The organism is Acrocarpospora pleiomorpha (assembly GCF_009687885.1).
GTDB classification, from domain to species: Bacteria; Actinomycetota; Actinomycetes; order Streptosporangiales; family Streptosporangiaceae; genus Acrocarpospora; species Acrocarpospora pleiomorpha.
Window position 1 is genome coordinate 91598 of record NZ_BLAF01000030.1, and the last position, 22557, is coordinate 114154.

The 22557-nt window shown below is 68.0% G+C and carries 22 protein-coding genes; 13 read left to right on the top strand and 9 right to left on the bottom strand.

Going from position 1 to position 22557, the window contains the following annotated elements; all coding sequences use genetic code 11:
• Positions 1 to 274: 274 nt before the first annotated feature.
• Positions 275 to 1225 (top strand): LuxR C-terminal-related transcriptional regulator, encoded by a 951-nt coding sequence (locus Aple_RS26140; RefSeq protein ID WP_155347348.1) that lies wholly within the window; start codon positions 275 to 277, stop codon positions 1223 to 1225.
• Positions 1226 to 1319: 94 nt separating this feature from the next.
• Here Aple_RS26140 and Aple_RS26145 read toward each other — a convergent pair whose 3' ends face one another.
• The 4 genes from Aple_RS26145 to Aple_RS26160 form a co-directional block, all read right to left on the bottom strand.
• Positions 1320 to 1892 (bottom strand): Uma2 family endonuclease, encoded by a 573-nt coding sequence (locus tag Aple_RS26145; protein WP_155347349.1) that lies wholly within the window; start codon positions 1890 to 1892, stop codon positions 1320 to 1322.
• A gap of 647 nt (positions 1893 to 2539) precedes the next feature.
• Positions 2540 to 4081 (bottom strand): OmpA family protein, encoded by a 1542-nt coding sequence (locus tag Aple_RS26150; RefSeq protein ID WP_155347350.1) that lies wholly within the window; start codon positions 4079 to 4081, stop codon positions 2540 to 2542.
• Between the two features lie 15 nt (positions 4082 to 4096).
• On the bottom strand, positions 4097 to 5143 hold the full coding sequence (locus Aple_RS26155; RefSeq protein WP_155347351.1) for a hypothetical protein: 1047 nt from the start codon (positions 5141 to 5143) through the stop codon (positions 4097 to 4099).
• A complete protein-coding gene (locus Aple_RS26160; RefSeq protein WP_155347352.1) occupies positions 5140 to 5280 on the bottom strand; it encodes a hypothetical protein in 141 nt (46 codons plus the stop codon). Before Aple_RS26160 ends, Aple_RS26155 begins: the two co-directional genes overlap by 4 nt.
• A 295-nt stretch (positions 5281 to 5575) precedes the next feature.
• Here Aple_RS26160 and Aple_RS26165 point away from each other — a divergent pair, with 295 nt between their 5' ends.
• Both Aple_RS26165 and Aple_RS26170 read left to right on the top strand, forming a co-directional pair.
• Positions 5576 to 5791, top strand: coding sequence for a tetratricopeptide repeat protein (locus tag Aple_RS26165; protein WP_155347353.1), 216 nt, complete (start codon positions 5576 to 5578; stop codon positions 5789 to 5791).
• Between the two features lie 341 nt (positions 5792 to 6132).
• Positions 6133 to 6342 (top strand): hypothetical protein, encoded by a 210-nt coding sequence (locus Aple_RS26170; protein WP_155347354.1) that lies wholly within the window; start codon positions 6133 to 6135, stop codon positions 6340 to 6342.
• Positions 6343 to 6451: 109 nt separating this feature from the next.
• On the opposite strand, the gene Aple_RS26175 is transcribed toward Aple_RS26170, so the two are convergent.
• On the bottom strand, positions 6452 to 7741 hold the full coding sequence (locus Aple_RS26175) for a DivIVA domain-containing protein (RefSeq protein ID WP_155347355.1): 1290 nt from the start codon (positions 7739 to 7741) through the stop codon (positions 6452 to 6454).
• A gap of 186 nt (positions 7742 to 7927) precedes the next feature.
• On the bottom strand, positions 7928 to 8350 hold the full coding sequence (mce, locus tag Aple_RS26180) for a methylmalonyl-CoA epimerase (RefSeq protein ID WP_155347356.1): 423 nt from the start codon (positions 8348 to 8350) through the stop codon (positions 7928 to 7930).
• 85 nt (positions 8351 to 8435) lie between these two features.
• Between mce and Aple_RS26185 the strand changes: the two genes are divergently transcribed.
• Genes Aple_RS26185 through Aple_RS26195 form a run of 3 tightly spaced genes read left to right on the top strand, consistent with a single transcriptional unit; the run spans position 8436 to position 11461 of the window.
• Positions 8436 to 9608: an acetyl-CoA C-acetyltransferase gene (locus tag Aple_RS26185; RefSeq protein WP_155347357.1), complete on the top strand. Its 1173-nt coding sequence runs from the start codon at positions 8436 to 8438 to the stop codon at positions 9606 to 9608.
• Complete coding sequence (gene meaB / locus Aple_RS26190) at positions 9605 to 10537, top strand: methylmalonyl Co-A mutase-associated GTPase MeaB (protein WP_155347358.1); 933 nt, start codon at positions 9605 to 9607, stop codon at positions 10535 to 10537. Before Aple_RS26185 ends, meaB begins: the two co-directional genes overlap by 4 nt.
• 54 nt (positions 10538 to 10591) lie before the next feature.
• Positions 10592 to 11461 (top strand): sulfotransferase family protein, encoded by an 870-nt coding sequence (locus Aple_RS26195; RefSeq protein ID WP_155347359.1) that lies wholly within the window; start codon positions 10592 to 10594, stop codon positions 11459 to 11461.
• Positions 11462 to 11693: 232 nt separating this feature from the next.
• Here the strand turns inward: Aple_RS26195 and Aple_RS26200 are convergent, their stop codons facing one another.
• Both Aple_RS26200 and Aple_RS26205 read right to left on the bottom strand, forming a co-directional pair.
• Positions 11694 to 12377, bottom strand: a complete 684-nt coding sequence (locus Aple_RS26200; protein ID WP_246264780.1) for a DUF4230 domain-containing protein — start codon at positions 12375 to 12377, stop codon at positions 11694 to 11696.
• 31 nt (positions 12378 to 12408) lie between these two features.
• On the bottom strand, positions 12409 to 13731 hold the full coding sequence (locus Aple_RS26205; protein WP_155347360.1) for a hypothetical protein: 1323 nt from the start codon (positions 13729 to 13731) through the stop codon (positions 12409 to 12411).
• Between the two features lie 239 nt (positions 13732 to 13970).
• Between Aple_RS26205 and Aple_RS26210 the strand changes: the two genes are divergently transcribed.
• From Aple_RS26210 to Aple_RS26230, 5 genes are all read left to right on the top strand, one after another.
• Positions 13971 to 14489 (top strand): MarR family winged helix-turn-helix transcriptional regulator, encoded by a 519-nt coding sequence (locus Aple_RS26210; protein WP_155347361.1) that lies wholly within the window; start codon positions 13971 to 13973, stop codon positions 14487 to 14489.
• A 23-nt stretch (positions 14490 to 14512) separates the two neighbouring features.
• The gene (gene icmA, locus Aple_RS26215) at positions 14513 to 16171 is read left to right on the top strand and encodes a coenzyme B12-dependent isobutyryl-CoA mutase large subunit (RefSeq protein ID WP_218038511.1); all 1659 of its coding nucleotides are present in this window, start codon (positions 14513 to 14515) and stop codon (positions 16169 to 16171) included.
• Positions 16172 to 16345: 174 nt separating this feature from the next.
• The gene (locus Aple_RS26220) at positions 16346 to 17275 is read left to right on the top strand and encodes a tetratricopeptide repeat protein (protein ID WP_155347363.1); all 930 of its coding nucleotides are present in this window, start codon (positions 16346 to 16348) and stop codon (positions 17273 to 17275) included.
• Between the two features lie 405 nt (positions 17276 to 17680).
• Entirely contained in the window at positions 17681 to 19090 is a 1410-nt protein-coding gene (locus Aple_RS26225) for an NAD-dependent malic enzyme (protein WP_155347364.1), read from the top strand.
• A gap of 58 nt (positions 19091 to 19148) precedes the next feature.
• Positions 19149 to 19727 carry a YqgE/AlgH family protein gene (locus Aple_RS26230; RefSeq protein ID WP_155347365.1) on the top strand — a complete coding sequence of 193 codons (579 nt, stop codon included), beginning with the start codon at positions 19149 to 19151 and terminating at the stop codon, positions 19725 to 19727.
• Positions 19728 to 19900: 173 nt separating this feature from the next.
• Here the strand turns inward: Aple_RS26230 and Aple_RS26235 are convergent, their stop codons facing one another.
• Complete coding sequence (locus Aple_RS26235) at positions 19901 to 20506, bottom strand: TetR/AcrR family transcriptional regulator (protein ID WP_155347366.1); 606 nt, start codon at positions 20504 to 20506, stop codon at positions 19901 to 19903.
• Positions 20507 to 20638: 132 nt separating this feature from the next.
• Between Aple_RS26235 and Aple_RS26240 the strand changes: the two genes are divergently transcribed.
• Together Aple_RS26240 and Aple_RS26245 are read left to right on the top strand one after the other, a co-directional pair.
• A complete protein-coding gene (locus Aple_RS26240; RefSeq protein ID WP_155347367.1) occupies positions 20639 to 22204 on the top strand; it encodes a DHA2 family efflux MFS transporter permease subunit in 1566 nt (521 codons plus the stop codon).
• A 74-nt stretch (positions 22205 to 22278) separates the two neighbouring features.
• Positions 22279 to 22527 (top strand): DUF3039 domain-containing protein, encoded by a 249-nt coding sequence (locus tag Aple_RS26245; protein WP_155347368.1) that lies wholly within the window; start codon positions 22279 to 22281, stop codon positions 22525 to 22527.
• Positions 22528 to 22557 lie beyond the last annotated feature (30 nt).

Below are 22557 nucleotides of genomic sequence, written 5' to 3' on the forward strand. Positions count from 1 at the left end.
GGCCAATCAGGTCGGTGAGGGTGCGGATGGCGGGGGATGGCGGGCGGAGGGCTGGTGCCGAATCGGTCGAGGTCGGAAGAGCGGCTGAGCTCGCGCCGGAGGGCCGGCCGTATGACAGACAACGGCCGGCGCCTCCCTCAACGCCGGCCGTAGGTCTTCCTCCCTCAAGGTGTTGCCTTGAAAGACACTTCAACGATGACGTGGATCTGGCGTGTGATGTACCGATTGGGCTGGCCGGTACCGGCCAGTGGCCGGAATCTGCCAAGGTAGAGGTATGTGGGAAGCGATCGGCTTGTCCGGGTTGGAGGAGCGGCTGTATCGCCTTCTGCTGCGCGATCCCAAGATTTCCCCCGAGGAGTCCACCCGAAGGCTGGAATCGTCACACGCTGAAGTTCGGGCCGCGCTGGACCGACTGCAGGAGTCCGGACTGCTTGAATCCGCCGGACCGTATGGGTATCGCCCGGCGGACCCGCGGGTCGCGTTGTCGTCCGCCATCCGGCGACGGCGGGCGGAGCTGGATCGCCTCGCCATGACCGCCGAGGAACTCGCCACCGACTTCCAGGAGGGTCTGCTCCGCGCCGACCCCGGCCGGGTGATCGAGGTCGTCGAGGGGTCGGCGGCGGCCGGACGCCGGGTCGTGGAACTGCTCGCCGGAGCGACCCGCGAGGTGCTCGCCCTGGACGCCCCGCCGTACGCCGCGACGGGCACATCCCTGGATGCCGAGGAGGCGGCCTTGGCCCGCGGCGTACGCTGCCGGGCCATCTACTCCTCGATCGTCCTGGATCTCCCCCAGAAACTCGACGAGATCCGCCGCATGACCGGCTTAGGAGAGCAGGCCCGAGTCCGCTCCCGAGTCCCGATCAAGCTGATCCTGGTAGACGGCCGCACCGCCCTCCTCCCCCTCACCGACCACGAGGAAGGCGCCCGCTTCACCTCCATAGTGGTAGGCCGCAGCGCCCTCACCAACGCCCTGGTAGCCCTCTTCGAAACCCTTTGGCGGGAATCGTCCCCCGTCTGGGGCGCCTCCGCCCTGGCCCCCGGCGACGGCGTGGACCAGCAGATCCTCGAACTCCTGGCCGTCGGTATGAAGGACGAATCCATCCTCCGCCAACTAGGCATCTCCGAACGCACCCTCCGCCGCCGCATAGCCTCCCTTTTCGACCGCCTCGGCGCTACGGGCCGCTTCCAAGCCGGCGTACAAGCCGCCCGAAAAGGCTGGATTTAGCCACTCGCTCATCTCTCGAACTGTCTGCGCCCCGCTTGGGCAGGGATCTTTGAGAGTGCTCGACTCCGGCAAGTCGCAAATGGGGAAGGCTGGGTCAGATCAGTTCGATGAGGTCGATTTCCAGAGATAGCGGAGCTGACACCTTGAGCTTGCCTGTATCGACCCCGGCAGAAGCGTAGAGGCCAGTAGTGGGGTCCAGGCGATAACGGAACACCGCCGGTCCGTGATCATGGTCGTCAAGTTCGACTCGCCAATAGTGCTTGATCCCCGCAGCGGCGTACTCCGCAGGCTTGTCCTTCTGGTCCGCAGTGACCGACGCGGGTGACATGACCTCGACGACCATCAAGCAGTGTCCAGGGCGCAGAGTCTCCTCGTCGGGGAGCGACGCGTCGTAGACGGCGATATCAGGACGTCGATTGAGCAGCGGGATGTCACGAAGTCTCAAGTCAATGTCGGTGGAGACAGCCAGGTGGTCGCCGCAGACGTACTCGATCGCGTTTGCCAGGCGGCGGCCGAGGATCTGGTGCGCGCGGCGGGGGGCGGCGTTCACGACGATGGCTCCGTCCACGATCTCAATGCGCCTGGAGATGTCCTCGGGCAGCCCTTCGTAGGCCTCGGCACTGAGCCCTTCGGGCGACAGCACCATCCAGTCGGGCAACGCGGTCATGCCCTCAGCATATGACTTTCAGACGCCGAAATGACGGTAGTCTGCGCCGTCATCGTCGCGGAGGGTAGTTGGAGCCGTTCGGTCACTGTCCGTGCGGATTTCCAGACAAAGAGCCTGGTGCGCCCCATGGTGTGCCGATCTCGCCGAGACCTCTATCAAGGACCGGGATGGCGGTGCAGGTTGTGAAATACCGACAACTTGCCAGCGCAGACCGGTAGAGAAGGGTTTGAGGTAGCCGTGGCCGATGAGGATGATCATCTCATTGGCTGCGCGTTCGGGTTCACGATGGGCCCGGACAATGTAGGTGCCGCCGGAGACGGTGCACACACCGGCCGGGTGATCGAGGTCGTCGAGGGATCGGCCGCGCGGGAGATCGAGTCGAGGCTGGTCCCGCCAGCCCGCGGGCCCAGCTGCCTCGGTTCACGGGCCGCGGGTTCAGCTTCCGGCGCTGGCGGTTCGCAAGGCCTGGAAGTATGTCTTCTCGGGCTGCGCTCCGATCACGGCGGCCAGCCGCTCCAGGGTGCCGAGTGTGTTCGCGCGATGCCTTCGTTGTGGTGTCCAGGGGCGAGCTGGCCAAGCTCGACCTGGTGGGATAGCCGCACGCGGGGCCACCGGGCTTCATTCCGGGCTGCGATCCCCGGATGCCGTTACTGGATGGGGACCTGGAGGTCGCGGAACGGGCCGATCGTGACCTTGAGGGTGTCGGCGGTGTCGGGCAGGGCGAAGAGGTTCCAGAACTCGCGGGTCTGGCCCGGTGCGAACTTCTCGGTGCTGATGCGGACGCCGGAGACGTCGGTGCATGCGCAGTAGAAGTCAACGCCGTCGTCGGTGGGGACCTCTAGGCGGCCGGGCAGGTATTGGCGGCGGGCGGCGACGTCGGTCACGCGGACGTTGGTTGCGGCCTGGTACTTGTACGCCTCCCAGTCCTGGGCGATGTGAAGGTCGTTGAACCAGGTCTCGGCCGCCCCCTCATTGGTGATCTTGTAGGTGAGCAGGCCGAGGCCGCCGGGCAGCCGCCGCAGGCCCGTGATCTCCATGGCGATGGGCTGGCCGTCCGCCTTGGTGGTGCCGGTCAGGCCGGGTGTGCCGGGAGAGGTAGTGGCCACCGGTTCCTGGGCGGCGGGCTGAGGTTTGGGGAAGGTCACCGAAACGCGGCGGTTGCGGCGCTTGCCCTCATCGCTGTCGTTGCTGTACAGCGGGCGGCGCGAGCCGTACCCCTTGGCCTGGAAGCGGATCCCGTCCCCGGACAGCATTGCCGACAGGGCGCGCTGCACCGCCTGGGCGCGGCGCAGCGACAACGGCTCGTTGATGGCGTCGTTGCCGGAGGAGTCGGCGTGGCCCGCCACCGTCACCACTGTGGCGGGGGAGGCGTCGATGAGCTTTGCCGTACGGGCCAGGATCGACTTGGCGTTGGGGGTGAGGGTGGCCTTGTCCACCGCGAACAGCACGTCGGAGGAGAGGTTGACGTGCAGGTCCTTTCCGTCGTCGGCGGTCTCCTCTGATTTGTCCAGGGACTCGGAGGGGAGGATGAGGCGGCGGGTGACCGGCGTGACGGGCTCGGCCTCGGGGTCGGGAAAGTCACCGCTCGGAGCTTCGTCGCTGATGGGCACGTTGAGCATCGGCGGGCCCACGGGGGTGACGACGGTGGTTGTCGCGGGGTTGCCCGCCGGTGCGGGCAGCACCGCGTAGACGGTGATCGACTGGCCGGGGTCGATGAAGCGGCCGAGGCCGTCGCGGTCCAGGTCGCTGCACAGGCAGGGGGAGCCGGCGGGTTTGTAGGGCAGGATCCAGGTGCGGGCCTGCGCGTCGAGGACGCCGATGCCGGAGGCCCACTTGAACGCGCCGAGGGGGCGGGTGCGGTCGCCCATCTCGCCGGCCCAGGACAGGTGCTTCTCGGTGCCGGTGTTGGACAGCCGGATCTGGGCGATGAGGTGCTTGCCCTTGACGCGGTTGAGGCCGACGACCTCGACCTTGAGGTTCTCGGTCATGGTGCTGCGGGTTTCGGCCAGGGCCGGTCGGGTGTCTTGATCTGATGCCGTGGCGGTGGCGGGCGGAGCGCTGGTGGCCGGGTCACTCGACGCCGGCGCGGTGGTGGCGGGCGGGGGCGCGGCTTCCTTCGTCGGCAGCATCCCGCACCCGGCCGCGGCCAACGTGAGTACGGCGGTCAGGGCCAGGATCCGTTTAGGCATGGTAAAGATTCCTTCTCATCGAGCCGCGGTATGGTCCCGGCTCAAGGACCCGACGGGCCCGCGAGGCGGTGCGCCGGGCGAGTGCCCGTCGCCGGCGGGCGCCACCTCGCTGCGGCGGGCGGCCGAGATGGCCAGAGCCGCCAGCAGCGCGGTCACGACGACCGTCACGGCGAGCGCGGTCCACGTAGCCGTGTCGGGGTGGACCAGGGACTGGCCCCGCAGCGCCTGCCACGTCGTGATGGCGAACAGCGCGGTGTAGCCCAGGATGACGACCCCGGTCAGCTGGGCGCGCACGCGTTCGCTGCGCAGCCAGCTGATCCGGGCCGCGAGGGCGGTGAGAACCAGCACCGCGAGAACGAACACCTGGACGGAGTGCAAGCCGATGAAGTGCGGAACGCGCAGGTCGCCACCCGCAGTGCTCCAGTTCGTGATCGGCATGCCGTCGCCGTCCGGTGCCCCGACCCCGTGCTGCCCCAACAGCGTGACCGGGTCCCCGTAGGCGTCCTCGACCGTCCGTGGTCCAGTCGCGGCCCACCCGCGGATGAAGGACGCCAGCGCCATGCCGATGACGGACAGCCCGATCCCGACGCGCAGGGCCCAGGTGAGTGCCGTGTCGCCGACCCGCTGGAACAGCAGCATGACAGCGATGAGCAGGCTCGCCCCGAACAACCCGACCACGCCTGAGGAGAAGACCACCTGCCCGATCTGGTTGAACGCATCGGTGTTGGTGTTGAAATGGCTGTAGGTGCCGCGGGCGGCCTGCACCGCGATGAAACCGACGTCGATCAGCCCGGTGACGGCGAAGGCCGTTCCGAGGGTCCACATCGTGCGCCTTGCCAGGCGAAGCTTCGGCAACAGCCAGGCGAGCGTCGCGCCGTAGATGACGAACGACACCCCGAACTTCAGCGGCTTCTCCCAGATCGATGCCCGCAGGAGCTCACGACCGTCTACGAGGAGACCGAAGCTCGCGACGACGACGAGCGCGGACATCGCCGCCACCATGATCATCAATGGTCGGTGCCACGACCGCACTTCGGCGAACGCGTCGGACAACTGGTTCATACGATCCCCATTCCGGTGTCGCCCATGCTGGTGGCAACGGAATCGCTCAGAAACGCTGCGGCGAGGACGTCCAGCAGCGCATGCCTTTCTGCGTCATCCGCACGTCGTACGAGTGCGTACGGTGTATCAATTGTCATGCGGGCATGGTATCCAAACTGCGCAGAATACTCGCATATTCAGGCTATGTGCCTCCAGAAAGCGAACTAGTTCACCAAGAATTGAACTAGTACACTTGCCGCAGCGCGCGACACCCTCTGAATCGAGGTCACATGCCAACGCAACGTTCGGATCCGCCCTACCGGCGGATCGTCGCGGAGTTCCGTTCCCGGATTCTGACCGGCGACCTGCGATGACCTTGATGAGCTGTTCAGAAGGCGATAGTTCGAGGAGTTCGAGCGGGTTACGGACAGTTGCTGCGCGCAGATCCAGAAAATGCACACGCGGCTGCGCAGGGGTTACATCGCCCTGACCTCCAATAGGTTCCAGGACGTCGAGACGTACCTGGCCAAGGCCACCGAGCTTGCGCCTGACGACAAGTTCTCCCTAGCCGACACGCTTGTACGCCAGGACAAGCTCGACCGCGCGGTGCCCTTTCTGGAAAAGGCGGGCAACAAGCCCTACGCCACGCACACGCGTTTTCCTGGGTGACCTGATCCGAGGAAGTCAGCCGGCTGAGGGCGAGCCGACGTCGTGGATGGCGCACTGCATCCAGCGACTCCACATGTGACGCATCTGCGTGTTGGTGTCGGGCAGATCGCCGAGCGTGGTGTCGTACAGGCGTGCCGCTCCAGCGTAGGCGGTGACCGGATGCCCATCCTTGCGGACCTGGATTCACCCGTCCAGAGGGTTAGTGCCGACCGTCTATTTAGTAAATCTACAAGTAATCGTCCGTTAATGGGTTGCTTGCGGTGATCTATCGAGAGGCCGGGACGTTAACTTACGCTCGGCGAGACCTAATGTAAGAAGTCCTCTCTAAAGGGGAACAGCGCATGAAATTTCTGGGCAAGATAGTTCTGGCGATGGGTTTCGCAATCGCCGCGAGCGGCATCATGGTGTTGGCGCAGACCTCGGTGGCCAACGCCGTGGTGGTCAACCCCGACCCCAACTGGTGCGACCACAGGATTAAGGACCTGGACATGCCCGAGCCGGAGACGTATCCCAATGGCGTACCCGTCGGAGACAAGTGTCCGGCTTTCTGAAGTGGCGATCACCAGGCTCGATGGTTGTAGGAACGTGACAAAGCCCGGCGAAACGGAAGTTTCGCCGGGCTTGTGTCAGTGTGTAGACGTCGCCCCGAGGATGTGAGTTCTACTCCTGCCACCATTCGGCGTCGTCGTCCGCCTTGGGGGCGGGCGGAGCGGGCTTCGGGGTGGGCTTGTCGTTGACGCTGGGCGCGGCGGACAAGGCCGGCTTGATGGGAGCGGCCACCACGGGGGCGGGCTCGGGGTCCATGCCGGGCAGGGCGGCGCCGCCGAGGAGCTGGCGGAGCTGGGCCAGGTGGCTGGTGATGCTGTCCCGCTGGCGGGTCAGCTCGTCGACCTGGCGCTGCATGTTGGAGCGGGTGCGCTCGGCCTCGGCCTTGGCGTCACTCACTATCGAGTCGGCGCTGGACTTGGATTCGGCGACCAGCTGGTCGGCGTTCTTGCGGGCGTTGGCCAGGAGCTGCTTGGCGTGGGTGTCGGCCTCGCGGCGGGTCTGGTCGGCCTGCTGGGTGGCCTTGGTGGCACGCTGTTCCGCGGTGGCGGCGCGCTGCTCGGCTTCGGCGACGAGCTTCTGCGTGTTGGCCTGCGCGGTGGCGTGACGCTCGGACTCCTGGCGCTCGGACTCCTCGCGGCGGGCGGCCAGCTGGATCTCGAACTCGGCCTCGTCCTGGGCGCGCTTGGCCTCGGACTCCTCCAGGACCCGCTGGGCCTGGGCGCGCATCTCGTCGGCCTGGCGCTTGGCGGTGGTCAGCACCTCGTCGCGCTCGCGCTTGGTGGACGCGCGCAGCTGGGCGACCTCACGCTCGGTGGTGGTGCGCAGCTTGGCGATCTCACGCTCGGCGTCGGCGCGCTTCTCGGCGACCTCGTGGTCGGCGGTGGCGCGGAGCTTGGCGACCTCACGCTCGGTGGTGTTGGTCAGCTCGTCCGACTCGCGCTTGGCGGTGGAGCGGATCTCCTCCGCGTCCCGCTCGGCGGTGGTGCGCATCTCGTCGGCCTCGCGGGTGGCGAGGGCGCGCTTCTCGGCGGCCTCGTTCTCGGCGGCGGCGCGGACGTCGGCGGCGTCCACCTTGGCGGCGGCCTTGATCTCGTTGGCTTCCGACCGGGCGGCCTGGACCAGCTCGGTGGCCTGTTCCTCCGCCAGACGCAGCAGTTGCTCAATGCGGGCGCCCAGCCCGGAATAGGTCGGGCGCTCCTGCTCCTGCAGCTGGCGCTGGGAGTCGGAAAGGTCACGCTGAAGGGCGGTGACCTGCTCCCGGGCCTGACGCAGGTCGGTGTCCAGCGTCTTAAGGTGGTCGTGGACCTGGTGCCGGTCATAGCCGCGGAGCACCACGTCGAATTCCCGGGAGGGGGCGTCTTCAAAGAAATTGTTCAACTGGGCGTCGATGTCGGACTGCATGAGGCTCGATCCTGGGTTGTCGAGACGGCTACACGGGCCGGACGGGGGGTTTCGGACATCCGAGGCGAGGAGCCCATTGCGGGATCCACGTCCGGTGGTAGGCCAGCGTACTCCGGCGCTGCCGTGTTGGAGGCCTCCTCGGACTTTCTGCGCGACTTGTTACGTATGAACCTTTCTTGCGTTTGGTCAATGCCTCGATGTCTCTACCAGCTCCGTTAGGACTCCTCCCACATCCTTGGGGTGAAGAAACGCAATTGAGGCACCCATAGAGCCGTGACGTGGGCGTTCGTCGATGAGACGCACCCCCTTGGCGCCGATGTCCGCCATGGCCTTGGCCACGTCTGGCACGCCGTATCCAATGTGGTGCACGCCCTCGCCACGCTTGCTCAAATACTTCCCTACGGCGCTGTCAGGGTGAAGGGGTTCGAGCAATTGGACGTAGGAGGCTCCGCTGTCGCCGTCGGCCACGTGGAGCATGGCCTCCTTCACGCCCTGCTCCTGGTTCACCTCCCGGCTCACGACCACCAGACCGAACGTCGACTCATAGAATTCGATCTTCTCCTCCAGGTTGTGACACGCGATGCCCACATGATCGATCCGCAGAAACATTGAGCCCACCCCTCCTTGGCGATCCTCCGACCCCCTCTGGGTATGGTGACACCGTCGCCCCTGGTCTATCGAGGAGGCCCCGCCCATGTCCCGTTCCGTCATTGTCGCCGGAGCCCGTACCCCCATCGGACGGCTGCTCGGTGCGCTGGCCGGGCAGTCCGCCGTCGAGCTCGGTGGGATCGCCATCAAGGCCGCGCTGGAGCGCGCGGGCGTGGCCCCGGCCGACGTGCAGTATGTGATCATGGGCCAGGTGCTCCAGGCCGGGGCGGGCCAGATCCCGTCGCGGCAGGCGGCTGTGCTGGCGGGGATCCCGATGACCGTGCCGTCGCTGACGATCAACAAGGTCTGCCTGTCGGGGCTTGACGCGATCGCGCTGGCCGATCAGCTGATCCGGGCAGGGGAGTTCGAGATCGTGGTCGCGGGTGGCATGGAGTCCATGACCAACGCTCCGCACCTGATTCCCCGCCTCCGCAAGGGCGTCAAGTACGGCCCCACCGAGATCCTGGACGCGACCGCGCTGGACGGCCTCACCGACGCCTTCGATCAGGTGTCGATGGGCGAATCGACCGAGCGGCACAACGCCCGCTTCGGGCTCACTCGCGAAGATCAGGACGCTTTGGCCGCGCGGTCGCATCAGCTGGCCGCCGCCGCGACCAAGAACGGCGTCTTCGACGCCGAGATCGTCCCGGTCCCGCTCGCCAAGGGAGCGCAGTTCACCGCAGACGAGGGCGTACGGCCCGATACCACCGTGGAGACGCTGGCCACCCTGCGCCCGGCCTTCACGAAGGATGGCACGATCACGGCCGCGACGGCGTCGCAGATCTCCGACGGCGCGTGCGCGGTCGTGGTGATGTCGAAGGCCAAAGCGGAGGAACTCGGTCTCGACTGGCTGGCCGAGATCGGCGCTCATGGCAATGTGGCCGGTCCGGACAACTCGCTGCAGTCCCAGCCGGCCAACGCGATCAAGCACGCGCTCGGCAAGCAGGGCCTGACCGCGGCCGACCTCGACCTGGTCGAGATCAACGAGGCGTTCGCGCAGGTCGTGCTCCAGTCGGCGAAGGAGCTCGGGCTGCCGCTCGACAAGGTCAACGTCAATGGCGGCGGTATCGCGCTCGGCCACCCGATCGGCGCGTCGGGTGCGCGGATCGTGCTCACGCTCGCCCACGAGCTGCGCCGTCGGGGCGGTGGCCTCGGCGCGGCGGGGCTGTGCGGCGGTGGCGGCCAGGGCGACGCCCTGATCATCCGCGTTCCCGCGTGACGCCCCTCGCCGACGACGTTCTGGCCGGTCGGCCGCGCGCCATCGCGCGGGCCATCTCCCTGGTCGAGAACGCCGGTACGGCCCTGCGTGACCTCATCGCGGTAATCGGCACGCGACAGCCGTACCGGGCCAGGGTGGTGGGTTTGACCGGATCGCCCGGGGTGGGGAAGTCCACCTCGACCGGGACCCTGATCGAGGCGGCGCGTAAGCGCGGCGAGAAGGTCGGCGTGCTGGCGGTGGATCCGTCGTCGCCGTTCACCGGGGGAGCGCTGCTGGGCGATCGGGTGCGGATGCAGGAGCACGCGACCGATTCAGGGGTGTTCATCCGGTCCATGGCGACGCGTGGGCATCTGGGTGGGCTTTCGTGGGCTGTGCCGCAGGCGATCCGGGTGCTGGACGCCGCCGGATTCGACCTGATCCTGGTGGAGACCGTCGGTGTCGGGCAGGCGGAGGTGGACATCGCCTCGCTGGCCGATTCCACGATCGTGCTGCTCGCGCCGGGTATGGGCGACGGCGTGCAGGCCGCGAAGGCGGGCATTCTGGAGATCGCCGATGTGTTCGTGGTGAACAAGGCCGACCGGGAGGGGGCGCAGGCGACGATCCGGGAGTTGCGGAACATGGTCGCGCTTTCCGGGGCGCCCTGGCGGCCGCCGATCGTGTCCACGGTGGCCGTGCGCGGCGAGGGTGTGGACGATGTCGTGGCCGCGCTGGACGCGCACGCGGAGTATCTCGAAAAATCAGGTCAGGGCCGGGTACGCAAGCTGGCGCGGGCCCGGGACGAGATCGAGGCGATCGTGCTGGCGGCGTTGCGGGCGCGGATCGGCGGGCCGATTCACGGCGACCGGCGGCTGGACGTTCTGGCGGAACGCGCGCTGGCAGGGAAGATCGATCCCTACTCGGCCGCCGATGAACTCATCGCATCGCTCTAGCTTTTCCCAGGCCTTGTTCACCCTCGCGTAACCCCAGCTCTTTACGTTCGCGACATGAAGTGGAAGCAGGTTGTGAACTCGACCCTGGAAGGGGTCACCGGCTACGCCATCAAGCGTGTACGCCTCCCGCCCAAGCCCTTGCCGCCATTGCCGCCGCGCATGCCGGACGACATGATCAGGGGGCCGGTCGACGCGGCGGCGGACCGGTTGCTGCGCGAGCCCGTATTCCTGCTGGCTTCTGTGCGTTCCGGGTCGACGTTGCTGCGGGTGATGCTGAACAGCCACTCCCACCTGCACGCGCCGCACGAGACGCATTTCCGGCGGATGACCGTCAACCTGCCCACCGATCCGCTCCAGCAGGCGCTGACCGCGCTCGGGCACACGCACAGCGATGTCGAGCACATTCTGTGGGATCGCATGCTGCACCGGGAGCTCCTGCGCAGTGGCAAGAAGATCCTGGTGGAGAAGACTCCCAGCAACGTCTTCGCCTGGAAACGGATCTCCACCTGCTGGCCGGACGCGCGGTTCGTGTTCCTGATCCGGCATCCGTTGTCGATCGCCACCTCCTGGCATGAGGCCGATCCCGAGGCTCGGCCGATGGAGGAGGCCATCCCGCACGCCCTCAGATACGCCACATACCTCGAGGAAGCCCGCCAGAAGGTCGGAGGCCTCACTGTCACCTACGAAAGGCTCACATCGAACCCAGAGGCCGAGCTCCGGGCGATCTGCGACCGTCTTGGCGTTCCGTGGGAACCGGGCATCCTTCGCTATGGCGATCATGACCACGGCACGTTCGTTAAGGGCATCGGAGACTGGCGGGACAAAATCCAGACCGGTACGGTCCAGCCTGGTCGGGAGCTCCCGGAACCTGATGAGGTTCCTGAGGAGATGCGCGAAATGTGCGCCAAATGGGGTTATCTCTAGCCTTGGGTTGCGCCAATGGTTGAGGTCCGTAGCGGGTGGGCAGGGCGGACACTCCGGCCGACCGTGATAGCTAGCGTCTCGTTAGCCGCTGGTCAGCGGCCATCGCGGGCGCGGTGGTCTCTGGCACGGTCTTATGTCGGCCTACGTGTCCGCCCTGCCCACCCGCAGGGTGACCCGCCGTACTTCGGACCGGTCTTTAGAGCCCTTTGTGCCGGTCTTTGAGCCGCATGCTTTAGGGCTCGTCGGTGTGGGTGATGGTGACTTTGGTGAAGCCGAGGGCTTTGAGCATGTTTTCGAGCATGGACTTGGTGTTGGCGTCGGCGCGGGCGCGGAGGTCGCTGGTGGTGGCGGCTTCGGCGATTTTTTGTTCGGCGAGGATGTAGAGCTCCTGCTGGTTGCCGGGGGCGTCGGAGAGGAACTCGCCGACGCGGTCGAGGATGCCGCGTTCCTGGTGGTAGACGTAGGAGCGTTTGTTGTCCAGGTTGGGCTTTTCGAGTTGGGCGCGCGGGAGCCGTACCGTTACGGAGGTGCGGTCGGGGGAGACGGTGATCGCGTCTTTGGCGAGGTCGGCGAATTCGACGTAGGCGTCGACGTTGCCGGCGCCGACGAAGAGGGTGCGGGTGCCCTTGATGGCGTCGGGGAGGAAGTCGGCGTCCTTTTCCAGGTCTACGACGACCTGGAAGTTGCCGGTGGCGGCTTCGAAGCGGCTCAGGTTGTGGATGGATTGGAGGAGGACCGGCTGGCTGCGGTCGATGGTGGTTTCGCGGAACGGGTCCAGCCAGGACCAGGCCAGGCGTGCGCCCACGACCAGCAGCAGGACGACGAAGAGCGCTGCGGCCAACCAGCGCCAGCCACGGCGGGAACGGCGCGTGACGGGGGTCGGCTCGGTCAGGGGGGCGCGTGTCTGGCGGTTCACGAAGGGACATCTTCCCGCTAATACGCGGCAATCACCTCGCGGAGGATGGCATTCCGCCGGGAGACGCGGGCATCAGGGGGACGGGCATCAGCGGGGTTGGGCTTGGTCGTGGTGCGTAGGCGGGGCCGCCGAAGTGGTTGACGCTCAGCCGGCAGTTGGCGAAATCGGCGTAGAACATGCGCAGCCACTCGCGGCGTTGCTCCTCGCTCAGGCCGGAGAACCATGCGGAGGCGTTTTGGTGCTCGACGAGTGGGCCGGCGGGGAGGGGTTCGCCGCGCAACCAGGCGGCCACGATTGCTCGGTAGCCGGCGGAGACGGGTTCGGTGCAGGGGCGGGACAGGCGTTCGACGAATTCGGCGGCTGCGCGGTCGGCGTAGCCGGTGTCCAGGTCGTCGACGTGGATGGGGATTACGCCCCGGGCCGCGTCCTCGGCGCCCGCGGTCAGGCGGGAGCGCTGCTCGACTCGCTGGAAGGCGGCGGGGGTGCCGGACAGGCGCGCCGCGATGCCGGTGAACGCGCTGCCCAGTTCGGTCAGGCCGCCGCGCATGCCGGGGTGCACGCAGACTGTGATCGGCCACTCCTGGCAGCTGTAGACGATCTTCTGGGCGCTGGCCAGGGCATCGGGTTCTGAGAGCAGGCGGGCCACTCCGGTGCCGGCCGTCAGCACGGCGAGCATCGCCGCCGCCAGTGCGAGCGGCTGCCGTGTCACCGCGGCCGCCCAGCCGAGTAGCAGCGCGGCGCTGATGCCCAGGAGCCATATCGTCTGATCGAGAAAGGCTCCGTCGCTCAGGCCTTGGAACAGGTCGTACGGCTCGGGTGGGGCCGGTGCCAGTCGATCCGCCCAGCCGGAGCCCTCCACGATCCAGGTGAACAGGGCGTAGGTGGCCATTCCGGCCAGCATCGGCGTGATGGCGTATGGCACGGCCCAGCCGAGCATCCAGCCCAGCACGACGTAAAGCGTCAAGCCGGCCGCGCCCATGGCCAGGCCGCTCGGCAGTAGTCGGCCGGCCTGCTCGCTGAGCACCGCGCGCAGCGTGAGCACGAGCACGGTCGCCCCGAAGGAACCGACCACGACGGCCAGGATCGCCAGGGGCGCTTTCAACGCCTGCCGGATGGTTCGTTCGCCCCGGGTTGCCCGGCGCTTCCTGACCGCGACCCAGGCGGCGAACGCGGCCGCGACCGGGCCGGTCAGCCGGAGCGAGCCGATGACGGCGACGACGATGTTGTCCCACACCATCACGCCGGGAATGAGGACGCTCCACGCCGCCACCAGGCCGAGCACCATCAGCACGGTCACCGTGACGACCGCGCTGTGCTTCAGCTCCTCGCGTGAAACGCCCCGATGCTCACGCACGACCTACCCATGTCAATGTGCTGCCCATCAAGCACCCCCCGTGCCTGTGTAGACGCCGCCACCCGCTCGGCCGCGCCCGTTTCCCCGTGGCGCGGGGCGAGTTTGCCGTCGCCTCACTGTTTGACGTGACAACCATAACGGAGCGTGATGTTTGGTGGGCCGATTCTTGGGTCAAGGACTGAGTTTGGTCACGCTACGTGAAGTGCGAATCTGGACGATCGCCGCGCTACCGTAACGCTGTGCCTCTCAACCTGCCGTTCGATCCCATCGAGCGCGCCGCCGGGACCTGGCGGGAGCGCTTCGGGCCCTCGTCCGCCATGGCCGCCGTCACCTCGATCATGAGAGCGCACCAGATCTTGCTCGCGCAACTGGACACGCTGCTCAAGCCGTACGATCTGACCTTCGCCCGGTACGAGGCGCTGGTCCTGCTGACCTTCAGCCGGGCCGGGGCGCTGCCGCTTTCCAAGATCGGGGAGCGGCTGATGGTGCACCCGACCAGCGTGACCAACACGGTGGACCGGCTGGAGCGGGCGGGTCTGGTGATCCGCCGCCGGAATCCGAACGACGGCCGGGGCGTGCTCGCCGAGATCACCGACGAGGGCCGCGCCGCCGTCCGCGCCGCCACCGCCGACCTGATGGCCGCCGACTTCGGCCTGGGCATGTACGGCGAGCCCGACCTCACCGCCATGTTCGACCTGCTCAGAACCCTCCGGGTGGCGGCGGGCGACTTCACCGAGAAGGACGGTGGCAGTTTTTAGTAGGACGTCCTAGTATCTTGGCTATGGACGAGATCGAGGCTGGGCGTGCCCGCTGGCAGGCCAGATACGACGCGGCGAGCAAGCGGAACCGCGAGTTCAAGACGCTGTCCGGCCTGGCGGTCGATCCCGTTTACGGGCCGCAGGCCGCCGATTCCCGGTTCGAGCGGATCGGGTGGCCGGGGGAGTATCCGTTCACGCGTGGCCTGCACGCGACCGGCTACCGGGGGCGGCCGTGGACGATCCGGCAGTTCGCCGGGTTCGGGAACGCGCGGCAGACCAACGAGCGCTACAAGATGATTCTGGGCGCGGGCGGGGGCGGGCTCTCGGTCGCGTTCGACATGCCGACGCTGATGGGCCGTGACTCCGACGACGCGCATTCGCTTGGCGAGGTCGGCCACTGCGGGGTGGCGATCGACTCGGCGCTCGACATGGATCTGCTGTTCGACGGCATCCCGCTGGGCGAGGTGACCACCTCGATGACGATCAGCGGTCCGGCGGTGCCGATCTTCTGTATGTACGTGGTGGCGGCGGAGCGTCAGGGCGTACCGCTGCGGGCTTTGAACGGGACGCTGCAGACCGACATCTTCAAGGAGTACATCGCGCAGAAGGAGTGGCTGTTCGCGCCCGAGCCGCACCTGCGGCTGATCGGTGACCTGATGGAGTTCTGCGCCGCCGAAGTGCCCGCCTACAAGCCGCTGTCGGTCTCCGGCTACCACATCAGGGAGGCCGGCTCCACGGCCGCCCAGGAGCTGGCCTTCACCCTCGCCGACGGCTTCGGCTACGTCGAGCTGGGTTTGTCCCGGGGTCTGGACGTGGACGTCTTCGCCCCGGGCCTGTCCTTCTTCTTCGACGCGCACATCGACTTCTTCGAGGAGATCGCCAAGTTCCGCGCCGCCCGCCGCATCTGGGCCCGCTGGATGCGGGAGGTGTACGGCGCGCGCACCGAGAAGGCGCAGTGGCTGCGCTTCCACACCCAGACCGCCGGGGTCTCGCTCACCGCCCGGCAGCCCGACAACAACATCGTCAGGACCGCCGTCGAGGCGCTGGCCGCGGTGCTGGGCGGCACCCAGTCGCTGCACACCAACGCGCTGGACGAGGTGCTGGCGCTGCCGTCGGAGAAGGCCGCCGAGATCGCGCTGCGCACCCAGCAGGTGATCATGGAGGAGACCGAGGTGGTCAACGTCGTCGACCCGCTCGGCGGCTCCTGGTATGTGGAGGCGCTCACCGACCGGCTGGAGGCCGAGGCGGAGGAGATCTTCGCCAAGATCCGCGAGATGGGGACCGGAGACATCACCTCCGGGCTGCTGCGCGGCATCGAGGACGGCTGGTTCATGGCCGAGATCGCCGAAGCCGCCTTCGACTACCAGCGGCAGCTGGAGAAGGGCGACAAGCATGTGGTGGGGGTGAACTGCCACACCGGGACCACCGAGGAGCCGCTGGAGATCCTGCGGGTCAGCCACGAGGTGGAGGCCGAGCAGCGGCGGGTGCTGGCCGAACGGCGGGTCCGGCGGGATCAGGGGGCGGTGGACGCGGCGCTGGCCGCTCTGGTGGCGGCGGCGCGTACCGACCGGAACATGATCGAACCGATGCTGGTGGCGGCCCGGGCCGAGGCGACGCTGGGCGAAATCTGCGATGTGCTCCGCGAAGAATGGGGCACATACACCGAACCCCCGCGATTCTGACTGTGACATGGCCGCGCCTCCGGCACGGCGGGCTTGGCCGCCTTCAGCCTGCGTCTTCCCTCGTCACTCCGGCCGCTTCGCGACCTGCGTTCCTCAGTCCAGACACAGGCGCGGCCAAGCCTTTCCCCGAGGGGATGGGACAGGGTCCCCTGGGGATGCGGCAGGATTAGGAGTATGGCAGCGGACTTCTCTCGACCTGGATCGCTCTACGGCGCCGTGGATCTCGGCGCGCGCAAGCAGGCGCTGGAGGCGCAGGCGCGGCGCGAGGCCGCGGCCAAGAACCCCGCGCCGCCCGGGACTCCCGAGCTCATCGAACCGACCGCGGCGACGTTCACCGCCGAGGTGGTGGAGCGTTCGATGAGCGTTCCGATCATCGTCGAGGCGACCGTGCCGCGGGCCGAGCAGGTCCAGCAGTTCAGCCTCGCGATGGAGAAGCTGGCCGCCGAGGCGGGCGGGTCCTGGCTGCTGGCCAGGGTCGACGTGGAGGCCAACCCCGAGTTGGCCCAGGCGCTGCGGATGCGCGCGGTGCCTACCGTGTACCTGGCGGTGCAGGGGCAGCTGATGCCGCTGTTCGAGGGCCCGCTGCCGGAAGCCCAGCTGCGCCAGGCCCTCACCCAGGTGTTCGAGCAGCTCGGCGTGGAACTGGGCGCGCCCGTCGCGCCGGGGGAGGAAGGCCCCGCCGAACCTCCCGTCGACCCCGATCTGCTGGCCGCCGACATGGCGATCGAGGACGGTGACCTGGACGCGGCCGAGGCCGCCTTCGGCCGCCTGCTGGCTCGCTCCCCGGGCGACGAGGAAGCCAAGATCGGGCTCGCCGGGGTCGGCCTGGTCCGCCGGACCACCGGGCTCAACCCGTCGGAGGTGCTGCGCCGCGCCGCGGACGCGCCCGCCGACGTCAAGACCCAGACGCAGGCGGCCGACGTGGAGATGCTCGCGGGCGACGTGGACGACGCCTTCTCCCGGCTCATCGCCCTGGTGCGCCGCACGGCGGGGGAGGACCGGGACAAGGCCCGGCTCCACCTCCTCGGCCTCTTCGACACCCTGCCCGCCGACGACCCGGCGGTCGCCAAGGCGCGCAGAGGACTGGCTTCGGCTCTCTTCTGACTCTTGCCCCTGTGGGACGAGTGGCTCTGTGGGACGAGTGGCCCTGCGGGACGAGCGCTCGCGCTGCGCCGCGGACGCGCCCGCCGACGCCAAGGCGCGGACGCGGGCGGCCGACGCGGAGATGCTCGCGGACGCGGCCCTGTGGGATGAGCGTTTCCTTGAGTCGCGGTCGTCCAGGTGGCCCTCACCGGCCGCCCAGGCCTGTGGCACGAGCGTTTCCCTGAGGTCGCGGTCGTCCAGGCGCCCTCACCGGCCGCCCAGGCAGGGCGTAGGCGCGCGTGATTGCTTTGGTCAAAGCACTCAAATGGCGCGTATCACTCCGCTTCTCTCCATATTTCGGCCTGATGCACCCGACCGGAGGTGGCACGATAGGTCCACACCCAGTGCGCAAAGGAGCGGATTGACGTGGCCACCGTGCCAAGTGTTTCTTATTCGATCACCGTCCGACTTGAGGTGCCCGCCGGGGGTAAGGCCGTGAGCCTGCTCACCCACGCGGTGGAGAACGCCGGCGGGATCGTTACCGCTCTCGACGTGACCAACGCCGGTCACGAGAAGCTGCGCATCGACGTGACCTGCGCGGCCCGCGACACCGACCACGCGCAGGCGATCGTGGACGGGCTCGGCGCAATCGAGGGCGTGGTCATCCACAAGGTGTCCGACCGGACCTTCCTCATGCACCTCGGCGGCAAGATCGAGATGCAGTCGAAGGTGCCGTTGCGGAACCGTGACGAGCTGTCCATGGCGTACACGCCGGGTGTGGCCCGGGTGAGCATGGCCATCGCGCGCAACCCCGAGGACGCGCGGCGGCTGACCATCAAGCGGAACTCGGTGGCCGTGGTCACCGACGGGTCGGCCGTGCTCGGCCTCGGCAACATCGGGCCCGCCGCCGCGCTGCCGGTGATGGAGGGCAAGGCCGCGCTGTTCAAGCGGTTCGCCGGGATCGACGCCTGGCCGCTCTGCCTGGACACCCAGGACGTGGACGAGATCGTCACGATCGTGCGGGCCATCGCGCCCGGGTTCGGCGGGATCAACCTGGAGGACATCTCCGCGCCGCGCTGCTTCGAGGTGGAGCGGCGGCTGCGCGAGCTGCTGGACATCCCGGTCTTCCACGACGACCAGCACGGGACCGCGATCGTGGTGCTGGCGGCGCTCACCAACGCGCTGCGGGTGGTGCGCAAGGAGCTCGCCGACGTGCGGATCGCGCTGGCGGGCGCGGGCGCGGCCGGGACCGCCGTGCTGCGGCTGCTGCTCGCGGCCGGGGCGCGGCAGGTGGTGGTCTGCGACTACCTGGGCGCGGTGCACCTGGGCCGGGACGACCTCGACGAGTCGTTGCGGTGGATCGCCGAGCACACCAACGCCGAGGGGTATTCCGGGGACCTGCGTGGGGCGGTGAAGGGCGCCGACGTGTTCATCGGGGTGTCCGCGCCCGGCATCCTCACCGGGGACGACATCGCGACGATGGCGCCGGACTCGGTGGTCTTCGCGCTGGCCAACCCGGAGCCGGAGGTGTCGCCCGACGACGCGCGCGAGCACGCGGCCGTGGTCGCGACCGGGCGGTCCGACTATCCGAACCAGATCAACAACGTGCTGGCCTTCCCCGGGGTGTTCCGCGGCCTGCTGGACGCGCAGGCCGACGGCGTCACCCAGGACATGCTGCTGGCCGCCGCCCGGGCGCTGGCCGCCGTGGTCACGGGGGAGGAGCTCGGGCCCAACTACATCGTGCCGAGCGTGTTCCATCCCGACGTGGCCAACGCGGTGGCGGCGGCCGTGCGCGAGTCCGCCGGCGGAAAGGTTCGCGGGTTCACCGAGGCCTGATGATTATCGAGTCTGGGTGACGTGCGCGATTAGTCCTTCCTGCCCCATGATGGAAGGTATGGCGGACGCGATCTACGTCGGCGGGTTGCTCGTGGCGACGCCACTGCTCGACGACCCGAACTTCCGGCGTAGCGTCGTGCTCGTCCTGGAGCACGACGACGACGGCGGCACACTCGGCGTGGTGCTCAACCGGCCGAGCGATATCACCGTCACCCAGGTGCTCCCCGTCTGGGACGCGCTGGTCTCCGGCCCCTCGGTGCTGTTCGAGGGCGGCCCGGTCCAGACCGACAGCGCGCTGGCGCTGGCCGCCGTGCTCAGCGGCGAGGAGCCGCTGGGCTGGCGGCGCCTGCACTCCGGCCGCCCGGCCGTCTCCCGGCTCGGTACGGTCGACCTCGACGCGCCCCCCGAGATCCTGGCGGGGGAGATCTCCCAAATGCGGATCTTCGCCGGGTACGCCGGCTGGACCAGCGGCCAGCTGGAGAACGAGGTCCGGGAGGGCGCCTGGTACGTCGTCGACTCCGAACCCGGGGACACGTTTCATCCGGATCCGTCCACACTTTGGCGCTCGGTACTACGGCGTCAACCGGGCGAACTCGCCTTGGTCGCGACATATCCGGACGACCCCAAGCTGAACTGATCTGGCCTGGAGCCGGTCAGCCGCCGAATTGATCCGCGCCGGAACTGGTCAACCGTCGAACGAGCCGGCTGGGACGGGCAGCCGTCGAGCTGATCCGCCCCGGAACCGTTCAGCCGTCGAGCCCGATCCGGCCGGGATTGGCAACCGTCAGGCTGATCCGCGCCCGGCAGCCGTCATTTGTCCCAGCCCGGGCGTAGTGACTGTTCGGCGATCGCGAGAGTTTCGTCCAGTCTTTTGGCCAAGGCGTCCGCATCGCGTACCTCGTCGGGCTGGCAGTACTCGAAGCCGACCCGCGCGACCGACATGAACAGCGCGAGCACGAAGTGCGAGTGCAGGTCGTCGGTGCCCCGGCGGCGGCTGATCTCGGCCAGCAGGCGCTGCTCGCTGGCCATCAGCAGGCGCATCTGGCCCGCCATGAACGCGGGATTGTTATCCAGCAGCTTGCGCGTCTTCACGAACCGCTCATGGTCGGCCTCGTCGCGATGGCCCATGGCCGCCAGCGCCAGCCGCATGGCCTGCGACATCGCCACAAAGGGGGACTCGGATTCAGGACGGTCGGACAGCTCCGCTAGAAATGTGTCCATGGCATCCGCTGGCAGCGCCAGCGCGACGTCCTCCTTCGAACCGAAATATCGGAAGAACGTCCGCGGCGAGACGTCGACGCTCGCCGCGATCTGATCGATGGTCGTGGCCTCATACCCCTGATCGCGGAAGAGATCGAGGGCCGCGTCGATCAACGCCAGCCGTGTCTTCTGCTTCTTGCGCTCGCGCAGACCCATCCCTGTCACCTCCCTGAAACCCAAAGTTCACGTACTGCCAGATGTCACCTTATGTCGGAAAAAAGGATTTGTCATCTGGCACTCACTGACATAAATTACGACGCGTTGACTTCTACTGGGGGGAATCCCGACATGGCCCAAGCGCTAGCCGCACCATCCGAGGCACCGGAGAAACCCGGCCAGGGACACCCCTGGCTGACGCTCCTCGCGGTGTCCCTTGGTGTGATCATGGTGATGCTGGACGGCACCGTCGTCGCCATCGCCAACCCGGTCATCGGCCAGGAACTGAACGCCAGCCTGGCCGACCTGCAGTGGGTCACCAGCGGTTACCTGCTGGCCCTGGCGGTCTTCCTCATCACCGCCGGCAAGCTCGGCGACCTGTTCGGGCACAAGCGGGTCTTCCTCATCGGTGTGGCCGGTTTCGCGCTCACCTCGCTCGCCATCGGCCTGACCTCCTCCATCGAGGCCCTGATCGCGTTCCGCGTGCTGCAGGGCCTGTTCGGCGCGCTGCTGCAGCCCGCCGCGCTGGCGCTGCTCCGGCTCGCCTTCCCCGGTGACAGGCTGAACATGGCGATGGGCGCCTGGGGTGGCATCATCGGCCTGTCCAGCGCGGCCGGGCCGATCGTCGGCGGCCTGCTGGTGGAGAACGTGAGCTGGCAGTCGGTGTTCTTCATCAACGTGCCCGTCGGCGCGGTAGCGCTGGCGATGGGCCTGTGGGCGCTGCGGGAGAACCGGTCGAAGTTGCTGGCCCGGGTCGACTGGCCGGGCGTGCTGCTGCTGTCGATCACGATGTTCTCGCTGGTCTGGGCGATCATCAAGGCGCCCGAGTGGGGCTGGGGCGACACCGGCACGCTGCTCTCCCTCGGGGCCACGGTGGTCGTCGGCGCGGCGTTCCTGTTCTGGCAGAGCCGCGCCAAGGAGCCGCTGCTCCCGCTCACCCTGTTCCGGAACGTGTCGTTCTCGATCGGCACCGGCCTGATGATCCTGATGGCCTTCTCCATGTTCGGCGCGATGTTCTTCCTCACGTTCTTCTTCCAGGGCGTGCACGGGCTCACCCCGCTGGAGTCGGGCATCCGGATGCTCCCGATGAGCGCGGGCATGATCGTCGCGTCCCCGCTGGCCGGTCTGCTGATCGGCAAGGTCGGGCCGCGGATCCCGATCGCGGGCGGCATGCTCATCACCGCGACGGCCATGTTCCTGATGTCCCGGCTGAGCATCGAAGCCGAGTTCATCGACAGCGCCATCCCGTTCGCCCTGCTCGCCTTCGGCCTGTCCCCCGTGTTCGTGGGCGCGACCGAGATCATCGTGGGCAACGCGCCGCCGTCCCTCGCCGGGGTCGCCGGCGGCGTGCAGAACTCGGCCATGCAGGTCGGCGGCGCCCTCGGCACCGCCATCCTCGGCGCCGTCGTGGCCGCCAAGGTCTCCGATGTGTACGTCGGCTACCTCGGCCCCGCCGCGGCCGCCATCCCGCCGGACCAGATCGAGGGCCTCAAGGGCCTGGCCTCGGTCGGCATGGCCCCGCCCGGACTGCCGGAACAGGTGGCCGGCGTCATCACCAACGCCTCCCACCTGTCCTTCATGGACGGCCTGCACCTGGGCTTCATGGTGAGCACCGGCGTGGCCGTCCTGGCCGCCGTCCTGGCCCTGCTGGTCAAGGCCGGCCGCAAGACCGAGGGCGCCGCGGTCCACATCGGCTGAGAACTTTCTCGGGGTACGGCTCTCGCCTTCGCGGGCGGGAGCCGTACGTCGTGGTGGCGACTAAACTCGGTGCGATGAGCAGTACGAAGATTCTTCCCGAGAGCGAAGTCACGCCGAACCTCTCGCACGGGGACGGCGACCACGAGCGGTTCTCGCACTACGCGGACGCCAACAAGATCACCGAGAGCTACGTGACCGGCGTCCCGGTGCGCGCGCTCTGCGGCAAGGTCTGGACGCCGAGCCGGGATCCGAAGAAATACCCGGTCTGTCCGGAGTGCAAGGAGATCTACGACGGTCTTCCCCCGGGCGAGCCCGACGCGTGAGTGTCGATCCCCGCTGATCGTTCCCGATGC